The 22,262-nt window shown below is 43.3% G+C and carries 13 protein-coding genes; 4 read left to right on the forward strand and 9 right to left on the reverse strand.

The genetic code is table 11. From position 1 onward, the window contains the following. Positions 1–9: 9 nt before the first annotated feature. The 6 genes from FHS68_RS20165 to FHS68_RS20190 all read right to left on the reverse strand — a co-directional run bounded on the left by FHS68_RS20165 (position 10) and on the right by FHS68_RS20190 (position 8,815). Positions 10–912: a bestrophin family protein gene (locus FHS68_RS20165; RefSeq protein ID WP_167274052.1), complete on the reverse strand. Its 903-nt coding sequence runs from the start codon at positions 910–912 to the stop codon at positions 10–12. A gap of 87 nt (positions 913–999) precedes the next feature. Next, a complete protein-coding gene (locus FHS68_RS20170) occupies positions 1,000–4,173 on the reverse strand; it encodes an efflux RND transporter permease subunit (RefSeq protein WP_167274055.1) in 3,174 nt (1,057 codons plus the stop codon). Between the two features lie 35 nt (positions 4,174–4,208). After that, entirely contained in the window at positions 4,209–5,312 is a 1,104-nt protein-coding gene (locus FHS68_RS20175; RefSeq protein ID WP_167274056.1) for an efflux RND transporter periplasmic adaptor subunit, read from the reverse strand. Between the two features lie 42 nt (positions 5,313–5,354). Beyond that, the gene (locus tag FHS68_RS20180; RefSeq protein ID WP_167274059.1) at positions 5,355–6,719 is read right to left on the reverse strand and encodes a TolC family protein; all 1,365 of its coding nucleotides are present in this window, start codon (positions 6,717–6,719) and stop codon (positions 5,355–5,357) included. A 222-nt stretch (positions 6,720–6,941) separates the two neighbouring features. Continuing rightward, the gene (locus FHS68_RS20185; protein ID WP_167274061.1) at positions 6,942–8,645 is read right to left on the reverse strand and encodes a sodium:solute symporter family protein; all 1,704 of its coding nucleotides are present in this window, start codon (positions 8,643–8,645) and stop codon (positions 6,942–6,944) included. Beyond that, on the reverse strand, positions 8,642–8,815 hold the full coding sequence (locus FHS68_RS20190; protein ID WP_167274064.1) for a hypothetical protein: 174 nt from the start codon (positions 8,813–8,815) through the stop codon (positions 8,642–8,644). The genes FHS68_RS20185 and FHS68_RS20190 overlap by 4 nt, the downstream gene beginning before the upstream one ends. A gap of 208 nt (positions 8,816–9,023) precedes the next feature. Here FHS68_RS20190 and FHS68_RS20195 point away from each other — a divergent pair, with 208 nt between their 5' ends. From FHS68_RS20195 to FHS68_RS20205, 3 genes are all read left to right on the forward strand, one after another. Continuing rightward, the gene (locus tag FHS68_RS20195; RefSeq protein ID WP_310588612.1) at positions 9,024–10,781 is read left to right on the forward strand and encodes an alpha-L-rhamnosidase-related protein; all 1,758 of its coding nucleotides are present in this window, start codon (positions 9,024–9,026) and stop codon (positions 10,779–10,781) included. An 18-nt stretch (positions 10,782–10,799) separates the two neighbouring features. Further along, the gene (locus FHS68_RS20200; protein ID WP_167274067.1) at positions 10,800–13,640 is read left to right on the forward strand and encodes a family 78 glycoside hydrolase catalytic domain; all 2,841 of its coding nucleotides are present in this window, start codon (positions 10,800–10,802) and stop codon (positions 13,638–13,640) included. An 81-nt stretch (positions 13,641–13,721) separates the two neighbouring features. After that, a complete protein-coding gene (locus tag FHS68_RS20205) occupies positions 13,722–15,221 on the forward strand; it encodes a capsule assembly Wzi family protein (RefSeq protein ID WP_167274070.1) in 1,500 nt (499 codons plus the stop codon). Between the two features lie 9 nt (positions 15,222–15,230). Here the strand turns inward: FHS68_RS20205 and rfbD are convergent, their stop codons facing one another. After that, entirely contained in the window at positions 15,231–16,094 is an 864-nt protein-coding gene (rfbD, locus tag FHS68_RS20210) for a dTDP-4-dehydrorhamnose reductase (protein ID WP_167274073.1), read from the reverse strand. A 726-nt stretch (positions 16,095–16,820) separates the two neighbouring features. On the opposite strand from rfbD, the gene FHS68_RS20215 reads away from it, so the two are divergent. Then, complete coding sequence (locus FHS68_RS20215) at positions 16,821–17,624, forward strand: FkbM family methyltransferase (protein WP_167274076.1); 804 nt, start codon at positions 16,821–16,823, stop codon at positions 17,622–17,624. A gap of 1,378 nt (positions 17,625–19,002) precedes the next feature. On the opposite strand, the gene FHS68_RS20220 is transcribed toward FHS68_RS20215, so the two are convergent. Together FHS68_RS20220 and FHS68_RS20230 are read right to left on the reverse strand one after the other, a co-directional pair. After that, positions 19,003–19,497, reverse strand: coding sequence for a hypothetical protein (locus tag FHS68_RS20220; RefSeq protein WP_167274078.1), 495 nt, complete (start codon positions 19,495–19,497; stop codon positions 19,003–19,005). 1,302 nt (positions 19,498–20,799) lie between these two features. Further along, positions 20,800–22,164 (reverse strand): sugar transferase, encoded by a 1,365-nt coding sequence (locus FHS68_RS20230; RefSeq protein WP_167274084.1) that lies wholly within the window; start codon positions 22,162–22,164, stop codon positions 20,800–20,802. Positions 22,165–22,262 lie beyond the last annotated feature (98 nt).

Below are 22,262 nucleotides of genomic sequence, written 5' to 3' on the forward strand. Positions count from 1 at the left end.
TTTTCTTTTTTACATAATCACCCCGTTTTTTGGTAGAATTTTTTCGGGAATTTTATCTGCTTCGATCAATTGCAAAAGATTGATCTCAATGCTGCGGGATAAGGAGGTCATAGGGATGTCGTTCGGGCTGTTTTCAAACGGATTTTGCAGAATGTAAGCGATCCATTCCACATAGAAAAAGAGGAACGAAATGATGAAGGTGATAGGAATTGCAATTCTGCCTATACTTTCAACAAGTCCCATCGGCAAGATTAGTGTGAAAATGAATATCACCAAAAGAACAAAAAAGCTGTACTGAGTCGGGAAAATCGTATTCTTAATCCTCTCACACTTTCCCATTGAGTCACAAAGCCGCTGTATCGTCTGATCAATGTTCTGATACAACAATGTTTCAATTTTGCCTCCCCGATGCAAATCAGCCATTTTGAATTGGATGAGATTAAGGATGGCATTCGGAATGTTATCCTGGGCAGCAGCATAATTATGTTCTTCGCTGTTAAGGTGTAGATCGGCGTAGACCAATACAGGATCTTTCCGCAGCGAATTCGTCAGGGCGTAACACCAGGCAATCTGCAAATGAGCAATATTTGAGATAATAGCGTCCTTTTCCTCCTCTGGCGCAGAAACAAATGCTTTTGATTGCCTGACCAGCGTACGGCTGTCATTTACTATCTCTCCCCATGATTTGCGGGCTTCCCACCATCGGTCATAAGCAGAGTTAGTCCGGAAACCAAGCAATAAGGAAAGGGCTGTTCCGAGAATGGTAATAATAGAAATAGGAAAAGAAAGGAAGTGCCATTGTTGATAGCTAAAAAGGTAGAAAACCAATGTGGCATAAGCAGTTACTGCCAATACCCCAGCCCAGATCCCTTTTAAAAGTCTCCATACCGAAAACACTTGTTTTACATACATGATCTCAGATCAATTATTTGTTTCAAAAGCTAATTAAAAAAGCGGAGCCTGATTTCAGAACAGGCTCCGCTTGGACACTATCTTATTTCAGGCCAGAACCTGCTGTCCCGGACTATCCGGATCTTTTTTCTCTTGGACGTGCTTTTTACCCAGTGCTATTTTTTCAATGGCGACAAACAGAACGGGTACTACAAAAATGGCAAGAGACGTTGCAGCGAGCATACCGCCAAACACCGTCCAGCCAATTGTCTTCCGTGATTCGGCCGCGGCGCCACTTGCAAATGCCAGCGGCAATACGCCCAGGATAAAGGCCAGAGAGGTCATAATGATAGGTCTCAAACGCAGTTGTACCGCTTCAAGTGTAGCTTTGACCAACTCCATACCACCATCCACACGCTCTTTGGCGAACTCGACGATCAGGATTGCATTTTTTGCAGCCAAACCAATCAATGTGATCAACCCAATTTGAGCATAAATGTTATTTGAAAGATTCGGGAGCAATGTAAGTGTAAGGATAGATCCGAAAGCACCGATAGGTACAGCAAAAAGAACCGAGAATGGAATGGACCAGCTCTCGTAAAGCGCGGCGAGGAAAAGGAACACAAATACAATAGAGATCGCAAAGATTGTCGTGGTGCTATCGCCGGCTTTGATTTCTTCACTACTCATACCCGAGAATTCGTAGCTATAACCTGCGGGCAATGTCCGCGCAACTTCGCGAAGTGCTGCGATGGCCTGGCCGCTACTAAATCCTGGTTTTGGCGTTCCGTTGATCTCAACTGAACGATAAATATTGTAGTGAGAGATTAACGCCGGGTTTTCCACAACTTTGGAAGTAACCAAAGCACTAAGCGGTATCATATTCCCTTCACGATTGCGCACATAGAATTTTTGAATTTTATCCAAAGAAGATCTATAGCTGCTGTCCGCCTGCACCATTACTCGGAAATTTCGCCCGTAAAGGTTGAAATCGTTCACATAACTGCTACCTAATAATGTTGAAAGCGAACTAAACACGTCAGAGACCTGCACACCCAGTTTCTTGGTTTTATCCCTGTCCACATCAAGCTGATAACTTGGGGTGCGCGCATTGAAAAAGGTATAGGCCATCGCAATTTCCGGCCGCTTGTTAACAGCCCCAAGAAAACCACGTACCACTGTTTCAAACTGTTGAATGTTGTCCGAACTTGTCGATTGCTGTAATTGGAAAGTGAAACCCGAGGTAGCACCAAGTCCTGGAATAGCAGGAGGAGCTATGGCAAGTATCCTTGCTTCCTTAATGTTAGCGGTACGCTTCTGGATTTCTTTAATGACTGCTTGCACGTGGTGTTCAGACCCTTCCCGGTCGGCCCAGGGTTTTAAGTTCACGAACATCGTCCCAACATTGGATTTATTGGAAAAACTTACAATATTCAATCCTGCCAAACCACCCACAACCCTCACCTCCGGAATGGAAGAAACTCTTTGCATGATATCTTTGATCATCGCAATGTTGCGCGTCGTCGAAGCAGCTTCCGGCATTTCATAGGTAACAAAAAGCCTTCCTTCATCTTCCACAGGAATAAATCCGGATGGTTTGTTTTTAAATAAAAAGAATAAACCTACAAACAGGCAAACCATCATGACAAGTACCAGCGGAGTGGCCTTGATCCATTTCGCAACGCCTCTGGTGTAACCGCGGGAAACCCGGTCAAACCACCTGTTAAAGCCTTCAAAGAACTTTTCGAGCCAGTTTCTCCTCTCTCCTTCGCCTTTCGAAGGTTTCAGCATAATGGTGCATAAGGCAGGAGTTAACGAAAGCGCTACAAAAGCAGAAAGTAATACCGATACTGCAATGGTAATAGCAAATTGCTGATACAGACGGCCTACAATTCCTGGAACAAAGCTTACCGGAACGAATACCGCAGCCAGAATAAGCGCAATGGCGATAACTGGGCCGGAAATATCCTTCATAGCCTGCACGGTCGCATCCCTGGGTGACATTTTCTTTTCATCAATATAATGCTGTACCGCTTCTACCACTACAATCGCATCATCCACCACAATACCGATTGCGAGAACGAAGGCAAACAGGGTTAATGTGTTGATTGTAAAGCCAAACGGAATAAAGAAAATGAATGTACCGATCAGTGAAACGGGGATGGCAAGAATCGGGATCAATGTTGCGCGCCAGTTCTGTAGAAACATAAATACCACGATCACGACAAGCACCATCGCTTCCGCAAAAGTTTTCAATACTTCTTCAATAGAAACCTTTACAACGGTAGCCGTCTCCGTGGGAATTACGTAATCAATGTCCTTTGGAAAAGTCTTTTTCATATTTTCCAAAGCACTGATCACGCCTTCGTAAGTGTCGAGGGCATTGGCACCGGGAGCCTGGTAAATCAAAACAAAAGCGGCGGGTTTTCCGGAAACAAACGCATTTACGCCATAATCAAACTTTCCAAGCTCTACCCGTGCAACATCCCTTAAATAAACAATGCTGCCTTCCTGCGGGCTGGATCGCACAATGATATCTTCAAACTGCGCCTTGGTGTTTAACCGGCTGTTAGTCAATACGCTGTACTCAAAACTCTGTGTATTGGGCTGAGGATTTCCACCGACCGTACCCGCTGCAATCTGTAAATTTTGCTCTGCCAGGGATGCGGTAATGTCAGCAGGTGTCATTCGAAGGTTAGCCAGTTTTTCCGGATCTAACCAAATCCGCATACCAAAGTCATCGGCGCGGGAAATAATGTCACCAACTCCCTTTACCCGCTGGATCGCATCCTTTATATAAATATTAGCGTAGTTACCAATGAACTGAGCATCGTGCGTGCCATTTGGAGAGTACAACGCAAGGGCAAGCATAATGCTGGGCTGACGTTTACGAACCGTAAGTCCCAATCTTTTCACAACATCGGGCAGGGTAGGCTCTGCAACACTTACCCGGTTCTGCACGTCAAGCGCCGCAATGTTCACATCTGTACCCACGTCGAAAGTCACGTTAATGCTGCTTTGCCCGCTGCTGGTACTGTTGCTGGACATATAAGTCATGCCCGGAACACCATTGATCTGCGTTTCAATCGGCGTGGTGGTCGTCTGCTCCACCGTTTGGGCATCCGCGCCCGTAAAGTTGCCGGTAACGGATACGGTAGGCGGGGTGACATCCGGATATTGCGCGATGGGCAACGTGGTAAGTGATATTAAGCCAACCAAGACCAATACAACCGACGCGACGATGGCTGTAACCGGCCTTTTTATAAAAATATCTGCAATCATTTTTGCTAATTTTTAATAGTAGAAAGGAGTGAAAACTATTTACCTTCTTGGATAACAGCCCCTTCCCTTAAATTCTGAACCCCTTCAACGGCAATTTTCTCACCTCCTTTAAGTCCTTCTTTTACAATGACATTGGGTCCGATAGCTGTGCCCAGCACGATTCTACGCTGAGTAACCTTGCTGCTGTCGCCCGCCACGTATACAAAATATTCACCTAATTGTTCGGTCACCGCTTTGTAAGGAATCAATACCGATTTGCCTTTTGAATTGCTCAGCACACGAACGGTGCCGCTCATACCTGCGCGCAGCTGATTGGTTTTATTTGGGAAAATAAGGCGTGCTTTAATACTACCTGTTTGCGTATCAACGGCCCTGTCGAGGAAAGCAATTTTGCCGCTCGCAGGGTAAATGTCGTTCCCAAATTTCAATGTGAATGTTGAATCAGCCGGTTTCTGGCCTTTCATCAGATTAGTAAACCTGTAAATTTCTTTCTGATCTACATTAAAATCCACGGCAAGCTGATTATCAGTGGAAACGGTATTCAATATCGTTTGCCCAGCTGAAACTGCTGCGCCTACCTTAACCGCTGAAATGCCAATAACCCCGTCAAATGGTGCCTGAACTCTGGTATAGCGGACGCTCGTCTCCACTGCTTTAATGTTTGCCTTAGCCGCGTCAGACTGCCTTTTTGCGACTTCCAAAGCGGCGTCAGCATTGTCTACCAACTGTTTTGCTACCGCATCATTTTTTTCCAATTCATGATACCGGTCTGCATCTTTCTGGGCTTTGGACACATTCGCTTCCTGTACATTCAGACTTGCTACAGCCTGATCATAATTAGCGTTATAAAGCTGAGCGTCAATGGAATACAATAACTGACCTTTTCGTACCCTGGCACCATCCTTAAAATGAATGCCCGTAATGAAGCCAGTTACCTGCGGACGAAGTTCAATTTCATTCAGCGGGACTACCGTGCCTGGATATTCATCATAGTAAGAGGCTTCCGAAGTGGTTACTTCCGTTAGGGTTACCTGTACAGCCTGAGGTTGCGCGGGCTGCTGCTGTTCTTTTTTCCCGCAGGAGAACAGGGTCAAAAGGGACAAAGCAGCCGTGTAATATTTCATTTTATTGGAAACCATATTATCAGGGTATTTTCGATTTAGCAATGGGTAAACAGGAGGTTATTGATAGTTAAGCTGGCCGAGCGCTTTTTGTACATCTATCTTGCTTGCAAGTACCTGATACAATGCATTATAATAGTTGATTCTTGCCAGTCGCAGATCCGTTTCGGAAGTTACTACTTCCAGGTAAGTCTTAATCCCGGATTTGTATTGGAGCTGGATCACATCATACACCTCGCGGGCAAGGTCTACGTTTTCCTTTTGCGCCAATAAATTGGTCAGGTATCCTTTATAATTGGCAAGCGACGAGGCATATTCAGAATTCACATTGTTTTGCAATCCTTTTATATCCCAGTCGAGTCGCTTAACCAACAATTCAGCCTGACGTGTGTTTGCTTTCCTTTTTCCGCCCTGATAAAGAGGGAGAGAAAGCGTCAATAAGCCAAAAGAGTTGGGGTAATTTTTATTGTAAAGTTCTGCAAACTGATTGTTCTGGAAATTGAGGTTGTAGGCACCGTTAAGTGAAATATTCGGCAAGTAGCTCCATTTATTGTATTGAAGATTAGCTTCCAGCAATTTTTTCTGGGTGGTAAGGATCTGATATTCGATTCTGGCATTCAAGTCCACAATCTGCAATGTATCCAGGGAAATTTCCCGTTCCATTTGCAATGTATCGTAGCTAATATTCAATGACTTATCGATCGGATAACCCATCAAATATTTAAGATATTCCAATTTTGCCTTCAATACTTCCTCGTTACTCTTCTTATTGGCCTTGGTATTATTGAGAGAAATCGTCGCACGCTTAAAATCAATCTTATCTGCAACACCCGATTTGTACTGATTTTCCGCATCCCTCAAACTCCTTTCCAACCTAACTATATCTTCGCCAGCAACGTCAATTTGCTGGGTAGTGGCCAACACATCATAAAAAGCTTTTGAAACATTCACCGCCAGATCGGTTTTGTTATTGGCCGTATTTTGGCTGGCCGCCAATTGAACATTATTCCTGGTCTTGTTGGCTAGCAGCACATCTTTATTAAAAATTTGCTGCGACAATGTAAACTGTGCCGCCGAAATGTTACTCACACCTAGTTTAACCGGATTGCCTGCGATAATGCTGGTTTGTACGATAAAATTGTGTTGGAGGTTGTAATTGAAATTGATTTGGGGGTACCAATCGGCGAGTTTGCTTCGGATCTGATTTTCGGTAATGCGCTCATCTATTAACGATTGCTGGATCACCGGCTGGTTTTTAATCGCATAAGCCACTACTTCCGGCAATGTTGCCTGTTCCAGTACGGGCGCCTCCTTTGTGCTTTCTTGAATAACCTGTGCAAAAATGGGGGAAATACAATTCATTAACAGGAATGCCGAGCCAAATGCCAAACGCATTATCTTCTGTGGCTTTGACCAATACTTCATGCAAGTAAAATGTTTGGATAGAGAAATGATATCTGACGAAACGTTTTGTAACAATCGGTGACAATATGTAGCAAGTGCCACACTCCCGGTTCCCCGATTGTGTTTATTAAGGATTTAAAAGCCGGAATAGTTTCAAAGGATAGCCTAAAAAAAGCAAATAATGATGCTGTCTCTTCGAAATGTTAAATTTTAGAGCGGAATTATACCGGTTTGACAGATACCCTAAGCAGATTTGGGCGTGACACCTGTTTGAGGCCAGATTTTTTCAATGCACCATGCGAAAGCGATCACCAGTGTGCAGCCGATTAAATTAAGCCAGAGAAATGCGGTAAGATCGAGGATGTAACTGGTCACCACGAATATTTCCCCGATGATGCTGCCCCAGAAAACAGCCCTGCTATTGATGTTCTTGAAATAAAAGGCGACGAGGAAAATGCCAAGGATAACCCCATAAAAAAGAGAGCCGAGAATGTTAACAGCCTCAATCATACTGCCCAGCCGGGACGCATACTGCGCCACAAAAATGCAGAAAACGCCCCAAAAAAAAGTGGCCCAACGCGATGCAGCGACATAATCATGGGAATCATTGTCTTTGCGGACCATTCGTTTATAAATGTCCACCACCGTGCAAGAGGCAAGCGAATTATAGGCAGATGCCACTGAGCCCATTGACGCAAGTAAAATAACGGCAATCAGTAAACCGACCATCCCGACGGGCAGATAGTCAATTACAAACCGCAAAAAAATGTAGTTAACATCATTGGTATCACCTCCATTCGCCTTCGAAAGCAACGTTTGTGCATCCGTCCTTACCTTGCCCACGCTCGCCTCCATTTTTGCCAAAGTATTGCGGGAATTTTCTATCGCTTTTTCGTCCCCTCTTTTTAATGCATCGGTCAATGCAAGGACTTGCGGCCGTTTTGTTGCCTGGATCTGGTTGTGCTGGCTTTCAAGCGCATTGTATTCCGAAGCGTATTGGGTGGTTTTAATTTTATCAACAACCGTTTGGTTAAAAAATAAAGGCGGCGCTGTAAACTGGTAGAATGCAAAAACCAGTACACCTACTAAAAGGATCAGGAATTGCATCGGGATTTTTAGTAACCCATTCATAGCCAGACCCAACTTGCTTTGACCTGGTGAACTGCCCGTCATAAACCGGCCAACCTGCGATTGGTCCGTACCAAAGTAGGAGAGTTGCAGGAAAAATCCACCGATCAATCCAGACCATACATTATATCTGTTATTTAAATCAAAAGTGAAATCAATAAGATTGACCTTGCCCATCTTGCCTGCTACATGCAGTGCGTCGGTAAATGAAACTTCTTCGGGAAGGAATTTGACGACCATGACGCCAGCCACGACCATACTCACCGTAATAATCGCCATTTGTTGCAAATGCGTATGCGAAACCGCCTGCGAGCCCCCTGAAATGGTGTAAAGCATTACAATTCCACCTGATATGATATTTGTCCAGGTAATGTCCCAACCGAGAATTGCGGATAAGATTAGAGAAGGTGCATAGATCGACAAACCGGTTGAAAGTCCGCGCTGCAAGAGAAACAGGAAAGAGGTAAGGGCGCGGGTACGAAGGTCGAACCGGCCTTCCAGAAATTCATAGGCCGTAAAGACTTTTAGCTGGCTGAATTTGGGAACAAATGTGATGCAGAGTACCACCATCGCCAGCGGCAGACCAAAATAGAACTGCACAAACCGCATTCCGTCCGTATAAGCCTGGCCGGGAGCGGATAAAAAAGTGATCGCACTGGCCTGGGTAGCCATCAGCGACAAGGTCACATGGTACCACGGCATTGATTTTCCCGCAAGCAAAAAGGAATCCATGGATTGCTTTTCACGGCTGCGGTAGATACCGTAAGAAACAACAAAAATTAAGGTTAGTGAGAGTACAATCCAATCAAGATAGTTCATTGAAAGTGGGTCATGAATAAATAGAAGAGGATGATCAGCAGAGCGAGCGTGCCTATCATTACAATATATAGTTGCTTCCAGGTGCTGACAAAAGGCGGAAGCCCGTCGCGGGAAATGCTATCTTCCGAAAGCCCGTCGCTGTCCGGCGGGTTATTTTCATTCAATTCCATGGCGTGAGCAGTATTTATCAGAGGTTCAAAAGTTTGTGGGTATTGTACCACAAGCAAAATTAGAACGGTTTTTCCATTCTTTTAGCATAGCTGGCGCGCGGAATGCCGAACTTCTGTTTCTCGTTCCAAACAGGATACAACAGGCTAGTTAGCTAGTCAATAATTATTTATTTTCCGGGAATATTACAATGAATTTAAACTTTCTGTTGTGAAAAAGAACTTTACGATCCTGTGTTGTCTGTTTGGTATGCTAAGCCAATACGTTTATTCACAGCAACTTCCACCCATATTCGATAAAAGTTTCGAAAGCCAGAAGGATTCGCGTGTCCGGCAATACCTAACGCCCAGACGCATCGTCTGGACATCGGACAAGACATCGACCAGTGTTGTCGACGCACAAAACCTTTTGAAGAAGGGAACCGGGCAGGCGGATTTAGTCCACAAGAACTTTTGCAAACTGATCAGCAATGAGCAGGAAAAGCCAGGCATTCTGTTTGATTTTGGAAAAGAAATACAAGGCGGAATACAGCTCGTAACCGACCAGCCTTCTAACCAGAAGCCTATACACGTCAGGATTCGGTTTGGGGAATCGGTGAGTGAGGCGATGTCCGACATTGATACCATTCAGGGTGCAACCAATGACCACGCCATGCGGGATTTCGTTGTGGAAGTTCCCTGGCTCGGCGTCATGCAGGTAGGGAATTCAGGTTTCCGTTTCGCAAGAATTGACCTGATCGATCCAAACCGAGAATTACAATTAAAAGAAGTGCGGGCTATTTTTGAATACAGAGATATTCCGTACCTGGGATCATTCAAAAGCAATGACGAAAGGTTAAACCAGATCTGGAACACTGGCGCATATACGGTGCACCTCAACATGCAGGAATATCTGTGGGATGGCATCAAACGCGACCGGCTGGTGTGGGTAGGGGATATGCATCCGGAGGTGATGACGATCAATACCGTTTTTGGTAAAAATGAAGTAGTTGCTAAAAGTCTGGACCAGGCACGCGACATTACCCCATTGCCCGGCTGGATGAATGGGATCAGCGCTTACTCCATGTGGTGGGTTTTGATCCACCGTGATCTTTATAGAAACCAGGGAGATCTTGAATACCTTAGGAAGCAGCAAAAATATCTGGTAGCCCTGCTGGACCTTTTGATCGCAAAAACAAAAGACAACAAGGAGAACCTGGACGGAACCCGTTTTCTGGACTGGCCTTCCAGCGAAAACCCCAAAGGCATCCATGCCGGACTTCACGCCATGATGGTGATGACATTGGAAGCAGGTGCCGAACTTTGCACCATTCTTGACGAACCTGCACAGGCAACCAAATGCAAGGCAACCGCGACCCAGTTGAAATTGTACGTTCCGGAAGTCAATGGTTCCAAACAAGCCGCCGCCCTTTTGGCATTGGCCGGATTAATACCTGCCGAACAAGCCAATACCGAGGTGCTTGCCAAAGGCGATTGTGAAAATTTCTCGACATTTTACGGATACTATATGTTGCAGGCCAAAGCGAAGGCAAAAGATTATACCGGCGCATTGAACTGCATTCGAAATTATTGGGGTGGAATGCTGGATATGGGGGCAACCACGTTCTGGGAAGACTTTGATCTCGCCTGGACAAAAAATGCCGCGCCGATTGATGAACTGGTACCTGATGGAAAAGACGACATTCACGGCGATTTTGGTGCTTATTGTTATAAAAACCTTCGCCACAGCCTCTGCCACGGCTGGGCTTCCGGGCCCACTTCCTGGCTCACCGAACATGTTTTGGGCGTAAGCGTATTGGAGCCAGGCTGCAAAACAATCCGGATCCAGCCCAATTTGGGCGACCTCACCTGGGCGGAGGGCACTTACCCGACGCCGCTTGGGATTGTTAAGATAAGACATGAAAAACAAGCCGATGGTAGCGTGAAATCGACGATTGACGCGCCAAAAGGAGTGAAAGTCTTACGTTAACCTAACATTCCGCCTTTAATGAAACCTCATTTTTTGCTTATCCTTTTTTGTATTGGTGCTTTTGAATCAAAAGCCGTCGGCCTGACAGCCAGATATCTGCGATGTGAATACAAAGAGAATCCTGTTACAGATGTTACCAACCCAAGATTGAGCTGGGAGCTGGCATCGGATGAACGCAATCAGGTTCAGACCGCATATCAGATACTCGTAGCATCATCCCGTGATGACCTGACCGAGCGAGACGCAAATCTTTGGAATTCAGGAAAGGTAGGCGGGCGTCCAACTTACCAGATCGTTTACAATGGTAAGCCACTCAAATCCCGTGACATATGCTATTGGAAAGTAAGGAGTTGGGATAAAAATGGCGTTGTGGGTGCGTGGAGCGAGGTTTCAACCTGGGAAATGGGATTGCTTTCCACATCCGAGTGGAAAGGACAATGGATAGGTCTCGATCTGGATCATTTGGGTAAAGGCAAAACCTATCATTTGCCGCCAGCGCCATATTTGAGGAAGGAGATTTTTGTAAAAAAAGGATTAAAAAAAGCCAGGTTATATGTGACGGCTTTGGGTTTGTATGAATTTAAAGTTAATGGTCAAAAAGCGGGTGATGCCTATCTCACTCCCGGCTGGACGGATTACGACAAACGTGTCTATTATCAGACTTATGACATTACCGGGACGCTCAAAAGCGGCGTGAATGCATTGGCTTCGCAATTGTCATATGGCTGGTATGCGGGCTATCTCGGGTACTCACTGTTAGTTCAAAATCCTGTGGTCAGGGCATTCTATGGAAAAGTACCTGTTTTGAAGGCACAGATTGAGATTCAATATGCCGACGGAACCTCGGAAACATTCAGTACCGATCAGAGCTGGAAAGCCAATCAGGGCGCATTACTGGAATCTGATCTTTTGAATGGCGAAACCTACGACGCAAGATTAGAACACCAGAATTGGGATAAGGTAGGATTTGATGACAAGAGCTGGAAAAATGTGGAGGTATTTGCAGATAAAGCCGACCGTAAGATTCAGGGTTATCCCGGTCCTCCTGTGAAAGTAACACAGACACTTAATGTAAAAGCTATCACTGCCAGACCTGACGGTTCTACCATTTTTGATTTCGGGCAAAACTTTGCTGGAATAGTCCGGCTCAAAGTAAAGGAGAGGGCAGGGGATACCATTCGGTTAAGATTTGGTGAAAAACTCCATCCCGATGGACGTTTGATGACTGAAAACCTGAGAATGGCCAGGGCGACAGATACTTACATCCTAAAAGGCGATCCGGCCGGAGAAACTTGGGAGCCAAAATTCACTTTTCACGGATTTCAGTACGTAGAAGTAAAAGGATTGTCTGGCAAAGCGGACCCGGAAACGCTGACTGGCTTAGTGCTCGGATCGGACACGCCCAAAGTAGGCTCATTCGAAACTGATAATGCGATGGTCAATCAGCTTTATAGCAACATTGACTGGACGCAAAGGGCTAATTACATCGACATTCCTACCGACTGCCCGCAACGGGACGAGCGCGTGGGTTGGACGGGAGACGCGCAGGTATATGCAAAATCGGCCACTTTCAACCGTGATGTTGCCTCATTTTTCACAAAATGGGTAGTCGACCTGAATGATGGCCAGTATGAAAACGGTGCCTATCCATTGTACGCGCCGAGGCCTAATTTGCGTAAAACAGATACCTTTTCGCCAGGCTGGATGGAAGCAGGGATCATTTGTCCATACCAGATCTACCGCGCATATGCCGACACCCGGATGATCAGCGAAGGATGGACACATATGGTCCGCTTTATGGACTTTCTGGAAAAGAGAAGCAAAGGTGGTTTTGTATTTAAGGAAGGCGCATTCGACGACATTGATCCGAAAGGAGGCTTTGGCGACTGGCTTTCATTTGGCAAGAAAACTCCACCCGATCTACTGGCTTCCTTCTACTATGCCTATTGTGCGGATTTAATGACAGAAATGGCCGATGCAATTGGCAACGAAAAAGATAAAAAGCGCTTCGCAGATACTGCCGCCGCCGTTAGAAAAGCTGTTTTGGAGCATTATACCGACGGAGAAGGAAGGTTTAAATGTGACGAAAAAGCCTACGGAAACGGTGCAGGTTATGTGGATGGTGCGCTGGGATTTACAGGCCACACGCAAACCACCTATGCCAATGCGATTTACATGCAAATAATAAAACCGGCAGACATGGCACAGGCAGGTAACTTCCTTGCAGCGCTTCTCAAAGAAAATGGGAACAAACTTGGAACCGGTTTCCTGGGTGCAAAGCCACTTCTACCCGCTTTATCGGCAACAGGCCATTCAGATCTCGCTTATCAACTATTTTTAAGCAAAGAATTCCCTTCCTGGGGATTTGAGGTCGAAAATGGTTCCACCACGATCTGGGAACGTTGGGACAGCTTCACCAAGGAAGATGGCTTCAAGTACAATGCAGCCATGAACTCATTCAGCCACTACGCATTTGGGGCGGTGTGCGAATGGATGTTCGGGAATGCGGCAGGAATACAGGCAATAACCCCGGGCTTCGCGGAATTCAGGATCAGGCCCGAAATTGCACCCAAAGGAATGAGTAAGGAAGGTATTGGTAAATTAAAAGCTTCCCTTCACACCGTCAATGGACAAATAGTCTCCGAATGGAGCACGAATGAGAGCAAGCTCACCTTCAAAGTTACGGTGCCGATCAATACATTGGCACATATATATGTACCTGCCGATTCTGTTGCTAAAATTCAGCTTGGTAACAAAAACCTTTCGGCAAGCAAAGAACTGAAAGTGACGGGCAGCGAGCAGGGATATGTAATTGTAAAGGCAGGATCGGGCACATATGATTTTAAGGTAAGCCACTAACCTGTTGATCGAGGTTAGCGATTTATTTCTTAACTTTTGCGGATAAAAAATTTCCTCAACGTTAAACATCCCAATATATTAATGACCTCTGGCAAAAACGGCATATCTAACTTGCTAATCAAATTTTGTTATACCTTCATTTTCTTTGGTTTATCAATCTTTTCCGGTTTTGCGGATTCCTTCCAGCAAGAAGATACGCTTCAAAACAAAACTTATAAAAATGCCTGGGTCGAATTAGCAGGTTACGGGTCCAGCGCATCACGTACCCCTTTCTGGTTGCACGCCAATCAATGGGGAACGGTTCCTACGTCAGGGCAAATATTAAGCCTTCGCGCCGGCTTCGAAGGCAGGCGCCAACTTTCAAAGGATACTTCTTCTCGCGGCTGGTCTGTTGCTTATGGCGTTGATCTTGTGGGTAACCTCAGCGAGCATAGCAAATTGCTTGCGCCCCAGCTTTATGCAGGCATTGCATTCAAAGGTTTCCAATTGACCGTCGGTCGCCGCAAGCAATATGTGGGCTTTAACGATCACGAATTGGGAACGGGAGCCTATATGTGGTCGGGTAACGCCTTACCAATCCCCAAGATTCAGCTTGGGTTTGAGAATTACACCCGCCTGATTAAGAATTTCTTATACTTCAAAGGTTTTTATTCTGATGGCTATATGGACAAAAACCGTCCCGTCACCAGCGAACTAAAATTTCACAACAAAGCATTATTTGTTCGGATTGGAAAGCCAAATGGGAAGGTTCAGCTGCACGGCGGATTCAACCATGCTGTTCAGTGGGGTGGGAAGAGTCCATACTTCACAGAAAACGGCCGGATGCCTGGCGGAATTGGTAATTATTGGTACGTTGTAAGTGGTTTCAAACCAAATGGCAAAGTCCAGGGCGCCTCAAGTTTTGACAACGGGAATCGAATAGGAAATCATGTAGCCAGCTTAGACGGAGGTTTGGAATTGAATCTGAGATCGGTTAACATCCTCTTTTACCGACAAAATCTTGTTGAGGATGGCTCCTTATTTTATCTTAATAATGTGAAGGACGGGCTAAATGGCATCACGTTTACATTTAAACCTATTGATGCAAGGAACTTCACTTTGAACAGGCTGACATTGGAGCTGCTATATACAAAGAGCCAGGGAGGAAGCACTGTTACAGACGGAAATGGGATTCGGGGAAAGGATGACTATTTCAATAACGGTCAAGTCAGGGACGGCTGGTCTTATTACGGTAGAGGAATAGGAACTCCCTTTATTACCGCAGGCACCGAAAATACCTGGCCAAGGTATGCTGACTTTTTTACCAATAATAACCGGGTGTGGGTTCTTCATGCAGGCGTGCAGGGCAAGTTGAGTTCAGCAACCTGGACTACGAAATTATCCTATTCCAGTAACCAAGGAACTTATGATCAGGCTTTTGAGAATAGGGCCTACCAATTCTCAGGTATACTCGCCGTAGCTCAGCCTGTAAAATGGCTTGGCGGCTCTACCATAAAAGCCGCCGTTTCCGTCGATAATGGCAAATTGTTTGAAAATGCAGTTGGAGTGATGTTGGCTTTCCGGAAGGATCTGGCATTTTAGTAGATCTGCCTACTCCGCAACAACTGAAAGCCGATCAATACAAATCTTCAGACTGTCCCGCCAATAAGGGATAGCAATATTAAATGTGGCTTTAATCTTCGATTTATCCATAACAGAATAAGCAGGGCGCACCGCCTTGGTCACATACTCCGATGTCTTCACAGGATTTAATTTAATCTGCGTGACGCTGATATCAAAGACGGCTTTCGCGAAATCATACCATGATGTGACGCCTTCATTGCTATAATGATAAATCCCGTACGCATTGCTACCGGATTCAATGATATCCAGAATAGCTCCCGCCAGATCAATTGCATAAGTAGGTGATCCCACTTGGTCAACAATCACACCGAGCTGTTCCCTCTCTCTCCCAAGACGAAGCATTGTTTTTACGAAATTATTTCCATACTCGGAATATAGCCAGCTGGTTCGAATGATAAAGTGTTGAGGCAAGATATTGGCTACTGCAACCTCACCTTCCAGTTTAGTCAAGCCGTAAATATTTTCCGGATCCGTCGGGTCAAGCTCTGTCAGTAGTCGCGGAACGTTGCCCTTAAAAACAAAGTCGGTGGAAATGTGTATCAAAATAGCACTGTGCTTAGCACAAGCCTCCGCAATGAAGGCAGCACCATCCCGGTTCACCCTTCTGCAGATATCCTGCTCGTCCTCGGCCTTATCAACCGCAGTATAAGCTGCACAGTTAATCACAAATGAAGGTTTCTCTTCGGTGAACAAAATACCGAGTAGGTGTGGATTTAAGATATTGCCAGCTTCTTCCGAGGGGAACGAGATATCTGTTATATTTCTTTCAGTAGCTACTTTTTTTAAACAACTTCCTAACTGGCCGGAGGCACCGAGAACTAATATTTTCATTAGGTGTTAAATAACGTTTTGGCAAAGGTAGGGAACAGCTTATCACGACAAAATCATTTACGAATAAATACCTTTTTGGCTACCATTTTTCCATTGATGGCCTGGATGTTCACTATGTATGGTCCAGACAACGAACTCAACTTCGGGAGCCTGAAAGTAAAGCACTTAGCATTAATTTGCTAGGTGCTTTACTTTCAGGCTCCCGAAGTTGGGAAACAGGTGTTAATTTAAACTTGTGAAGTCCTTAAAATTTATCTAGGTTTATTACCCAAGTCTATTTGTTTTCGAGTGTCTCTTGTCCATAATTCAATTTCTGTTACCCTGAGTTTTTTCTTAAAATTTCGGAAGGGCCTCCATAGATCGCGAAGCGATGTTTTGCATGTGCATGGCAAGTAGAAAACTACAAACATGAAGACGTGGCAAGTAGAATTACTTCTCCCAAGACTTACCTTTACTATTTGGAATTCTATTCGGGGTATAAGGCCTTTCTCAACATTTAGGTGCCTACATGGCTCAATACGAATCAGGAAAGTTTTTAGATATGGTTAACCGCTCTAAATGCAGAAGAATTGAGCTACCGAGGGAGGAAATGTGATCCAGTCGCTGAATCAATCCAGTTAGAATGGATAATAATGAAGGAACATGAAAGCAGGGCGTAAGACCAGCATTATCCACATTGGAACTATATAAGGCTGCAAAAATTATATAACATTTAATCACTGATACATGAAAAGATTAAAATCACAAATGAAGAAATGGTTATTGGAAGACCGTGGAAAGATAATTATCGATCAAACTTCTAGGGCAAGGGTTTTACAACTAATTGAACGATTGCATCCCTATGATCCAGGGATAAATTTAGTCAGAATTGGCGCCAATGGTGATGGTGGATACTTGGTTCCCGACGACTTGGAAGGAATTGATGCGTGTTTTTCACCCGGCGTTGCGGTGGTTAGTGAATTCGAGATGGACTGTTTCAAAATGGGAATGCAGCTTTTCCTTGCCGATAAATCTGTCGACGCTCCAAAACTCTCGCTGGATGCCAGCAAATATCACTTTTTGAAAAAACATGTCGGTTGTACTAATAATGATGAATTAATTTCATTGGATAGCTGGGTAAATGATTTCTACGATAAAACGGAAACAGAGCTCCTGCTGCAAATGGATATTGAAGGAAATGAGTATCTAACCCTTGCCGCTGCATCCGACAAACTGTTGAAACGTTGCAGGATTATAGTCATCGAGCTTCATAATTTGCATAAATTTTGGAATCCGGAATTTTTCAACCTGGCAAATGAGGTAATTAGTAAAATTATGCAGACTCACACATGTGTACACATTCACCCCAATAACTGCTTTGAAATAGTCACAAGATTGAATGTAGAAATTCCACCCATCGCTGAGTTTACCTTCTTGCGTAATGACAGATTTACTAAACGGATTAGGCAAACCAAATTCCCACATCATTTAGATTTCGACAACACGAAGAAACACCATATTGCACTTCCAAAGCAATGGTTTACAAAATAGTCTCATTTTTGAAATCAGATAAACTAGCGCACATCATGGCAAATTCACTTTCATCTCTTCGAATCCTGCTCGACTTTGACGTGATATGAATTTGCCGTGATATCTGCATTGCAACCTCATCGGCTACCAGGCTATAAACTCGCCTTCCTTTTTAGTGAGGCCATCGAACATTGATGCTGAATGAGGTGTAAGCTTACGTGAACGAACGCTTATCTTTGATTCAGATGTTACATTTAAGTAGGCACTTCTCTTGAAGAATATTTTCTCCTAACTTTGAAGAAGCACATAAGAATCAAAAATACCATTGAGGATAAAAATAAAAGATACAGGGAAAATTTGTAGCCATCCGAGATGTCGAATGCATTGAAGACGGATTCAAAAAAACCTGGCAGGGACAGGCTTCCAGCATGATTAATTAAAAAGACACACCAGTAACAAAAAAATACAAGTGATATCATAACTACTATTTTAATTACACTGTTATAGGCTTTAACATTGTCAATCAGTCTTGGTATCTTGGCTCTCGGATCTAATATTTCCCAATCAGTAAAGATCATATAAGCGATTATATTGGAATAAAATGGGATATTATACATTAGTAAAACTATGAAATGAAATACTACTGCAACTGCAATAAAGGACCTGAATATCCGGACATGGATGATGCTAAACAAAAATCCTAGTTCAAGTAGTAATGCAGAATAATCCATTACTTTCCATAAGATATGATTGTGAATGTGTAGAAACCAACTTGATAACAATTCTTCCCGGTCTAGTGAAAAATAATTCTTTATCAAATGAAACCTCACAGCTTCTGAATGCCAGTTCGGCCATCCGCTTAGCAGCTTCTGAACACCAGCCGTAAACATTGAAAATCCTATTGTCATCGCCAACAGAAAGATTAATAGCGAATTATTATGTTGAGAATTATGGTCAGTCAATTTAGGAGGTCGTTTAGACAGACTTTCAACAGAAAAGTGGTCTCCCCATCCAGCAAAGCCTAAGAATATTGGCGCGATAATCCATAGCAGTAAGTGGTCAATCTTCCCAAAAGAATACCAGAAATTGTGACCTAAAATCGATGTTAACGAGAATAGTAATGATGTCCAGCGAGCGTGAAAGCCAAGAAACATGAGAAAAAAGAAAATTACATTAAGTAGTGTAAGAGCATAAAAGAAAGGGTATCCTGGAAAGCCATGAAAAATTCTAGCTAGGCTTGCAGTTGGGGGAGAAAAAAAATAGTCTAACGCTCCTCCAAGCCAAGTATAAGATGGGAGGCCAATAAACGAGATAATCACTACACAATACAAAACCCTAGTTAATCCTAAGTAATGAGCATTAATATAATAGGAATTCTGTGCGTACGGCAGTAGCTTCGTCATGGTAGGGATATGAATACGCTTTTTACATTTGTTAGTTCTGGTTTCATTTTATCTTCAATTGTATTATAAGTCATATCACCCTTTTCAATTAGTAGGACCTTGAATTCTTTCGAAGGATCCATTAAACGCAACTGGCGTTGTGCAAAATAAATAAAATCTCTCCTCCTTGAATATAATTTGGGATTGTTTTTATAATTCTTTTCATTTTCTAGGATGACGTTAAGGAAGTAGTTTACGTGTTTGTAATATAAATTTGAAAAGAAGTCTTTTTTGTCCAACTTCATGCGCTGTCCATTGCCTGAAATAGCATAAAGGTTAACAACGGGTATAATTGCTTCCTTGTCAATTTTGGGTGCACCTGTGAAGCCAGGAAACACAAGTGAAGGATAGATGATTATATACCTATGTAAAATGAATTGCACAACAAGTATGCAGAGGTAAACTAAAGGGATAAACTTTCCCTTGAAAAGCTTTGTAGAAAGGTACTTCATGATAGAGGAGGAGGTAAATGCATAGTATTTTAATTTTCGGAAACAGCGGTTCGCAACTTTCAACTACACAAAATGTTTTAGATAGAGTTCATGGGGTACTATGGCCATTACTTGGTGATTCCTACAGTTAACCGTTATTAATCAATGCTAAGTACTCCTTCACAGACCGGCTTTTTAGAAACTCATTCCCTACCTGCTACTGGCCACCTGCTGAAAAATGTTGCCGACCATCACATTCCTCCTCAATTACCTCTGCCAAACGCTTCGTCGGTTTAAGAAGAGGTATTAAACTTAACTGAAGGTAAAGATCTGGGGAGGATTGGAAATGTCACTCGAATATAAACAATTTAAATAAAATCCAGTATAGTGAGATTTTAAGACAGCCATCAGAGTGTTACTAATTTGCCGGGCTTTATCATCTTTGTATTTGCCTCTTAATATTTTTCCATACTCAGCTTCTCTTGCGGCTATTGAGGAAAATGCGATGGTATAACTGAATGATATCGATGCAGCTATTAATGACGTAATTATCAAACCTATTGAAGACACCAGGCCTGTCTCTACGCCAAGGTATACTGCTATTACATACACGGGGCCAGTGCCATAAATAAAGGGGTTAGGAGACCTTCCGCAAATATAGAACTGCTTCATTCCTAAGTAGCTTAAAGCTATTGATATTCACGCAAATTATCAGAAAAGTTCCTAAATCAGCCAGTAATGTGTAGGTTCCAGGCCATGGAAGATTTTCATCAAGCAGATTAAAGCAACAGAAAATAGTTGCATATCCCGCAATTGCAATAACCCTGCTGTAACGCGTTTTTACTATGTCCTCAACCAAAAATGCTAAACGGCCTGATAGTCGACTGGGAGATGTACAAAGAAACATATTATAAAAAGGACTTAGTATCAAAAAACTAAGGGCAGGGATGATACGCTAAACCCGCCTCGCATAGATATTCCAAATTGAAGAGTGGCCGAACTCAATCCCAACGATCATTATCCGGCTCATCAGATATCCAGAAATTACAAAAAAATATCAATCACTGCAAAGCCACCCTCAAAATATGGAATGCTAAAGTGGAAAAATATCACTCCGAGAACAGCAATGGCGCAAGGCATTGATATTATACCCGAATTTATGGGAGAGCTTTGTCATGTTCTACTTTATTTGTAAGATGATGTTTTGTTTGTTTAAACGAAAAGCCTAATTACAGAACTCCGGTATCAGGCTTTTGCAAATAAGTAACACAGAGGAAAAGCAAAGGAAATGTGACTAGGATTCTAAGAAAAAATGTGAAATCGTTATTGACCCCGACCTAAAATCATAACCTGCAATGTTCTGAAAATAAGTTGAACGTCATTGACAATACTGTAAGACTTTAAGTATTGCAGATCATACTTCAAACGCTCTACATTCTTCGCCATCGTGTCTGCATAACCCACATTAATCTGCCCGATGGAAGTAATTCCGGGCTTAACTGTTAATAGGCGTTGAAATTCATGAGGCTCAGCTTCCATGAGCATCTCTACATCATATTTAAATAACGGACGAGGGCCTACGACAGACATTTCTCCCTTTAGTACATTGATAAACTGTGGCAACTCGTCTAATCGTGATTTGCGAAGAAAACGTCCGATCGGAGTTATTCTTGGATCATCGTCACCTTTCGAATGTTGTAGTCCCATTTTATCGGCATCCACATGCATACTGCGGAATTTGTAGATGTCAAACATTTCACCCCATCTCCCCGAACGTTTCTGTTTAAAAAATACCGGACCTGGAGACGTGATTTTGATGGCAAGAAAAACAAGTAAAAATATGGGAGCTCCCAATATCATTACCACAACAGAGAACACCAGATCGAAAGCCCTCTTCGCAGTTTGTTCATTGAAACTTGAAAACGGTTTAGTATTGACCTGGATAATCGGATACATATCATGATACTCGATAGTAGCCATATTTGTCATAAAACCGCGAAAATCCGGAACCAGCCTTATTTGAGTTTTGTGTCTTTCTCCTATTTTAATTATTTCGCGTACCTGATCATCATTTATCTCATTAAGGCAGCAGTAAAGATAATCCAGCTGTTTTTCCTTAATTAGAGCCTCTATTCCATTTACTTGATGGAGGTCACTCAGTTCAAACATACCGTAATACTTGTATCCGAGCTCTTTGCGCTCCGAGTAAAATTCACGAATTAACTTGGCGAGATCACCTCTTCCCACGATAGCGAAACGATTGAAGTTGTATCCAGCCTGCCTGTAAAGTTTCAAAGAAACAACAGCTGCTCCCCTAACCAAAATTGACAAAAAGCAAAAAAGACAATACGTCATCAAAAATTGATAGCGGCTATACTCTTCACCTTGTTTGAACAGGTAAAAAAAAGCCATCATGATGGAAGCGTGGACACCTAATGCTTTGAAGAATTTGCCTAACTGATTATTGAAATGATAAGAAAGACGGGAAATTTTGTAGGTTTCCAAGGTAAGGATGATCAATATCCAAACCAGGTTGGCAACAAGCAGCAGGTTTACATAATGATTTTGAAAAATCTCAGCAGCCTTATCAAACCGAAAAACATAGGCTGAAAAAAAAGAGATATTCAATAGCAGCACATCTATCCATAAATGGGCCTTTGGAAGAACTCCCGGGTAGTGATTTTTCATATAATACGTTGAGCAAGTTTCTTGTGATCCTTAGTAATTAATGCTGAACAGACAATTACTGGATTGAATACAGTTCGCAAATTCAGATACATCACATA

It is taken from the genome of Dyadobacter arcticus (genome assembly GCF_011762185.1).
GTDB lineage: Bacteria > Bacteroidota > Bacteroidia > Cytophagales > Spirosomataceae > Dyadobacter > Dyadobacter arcticus.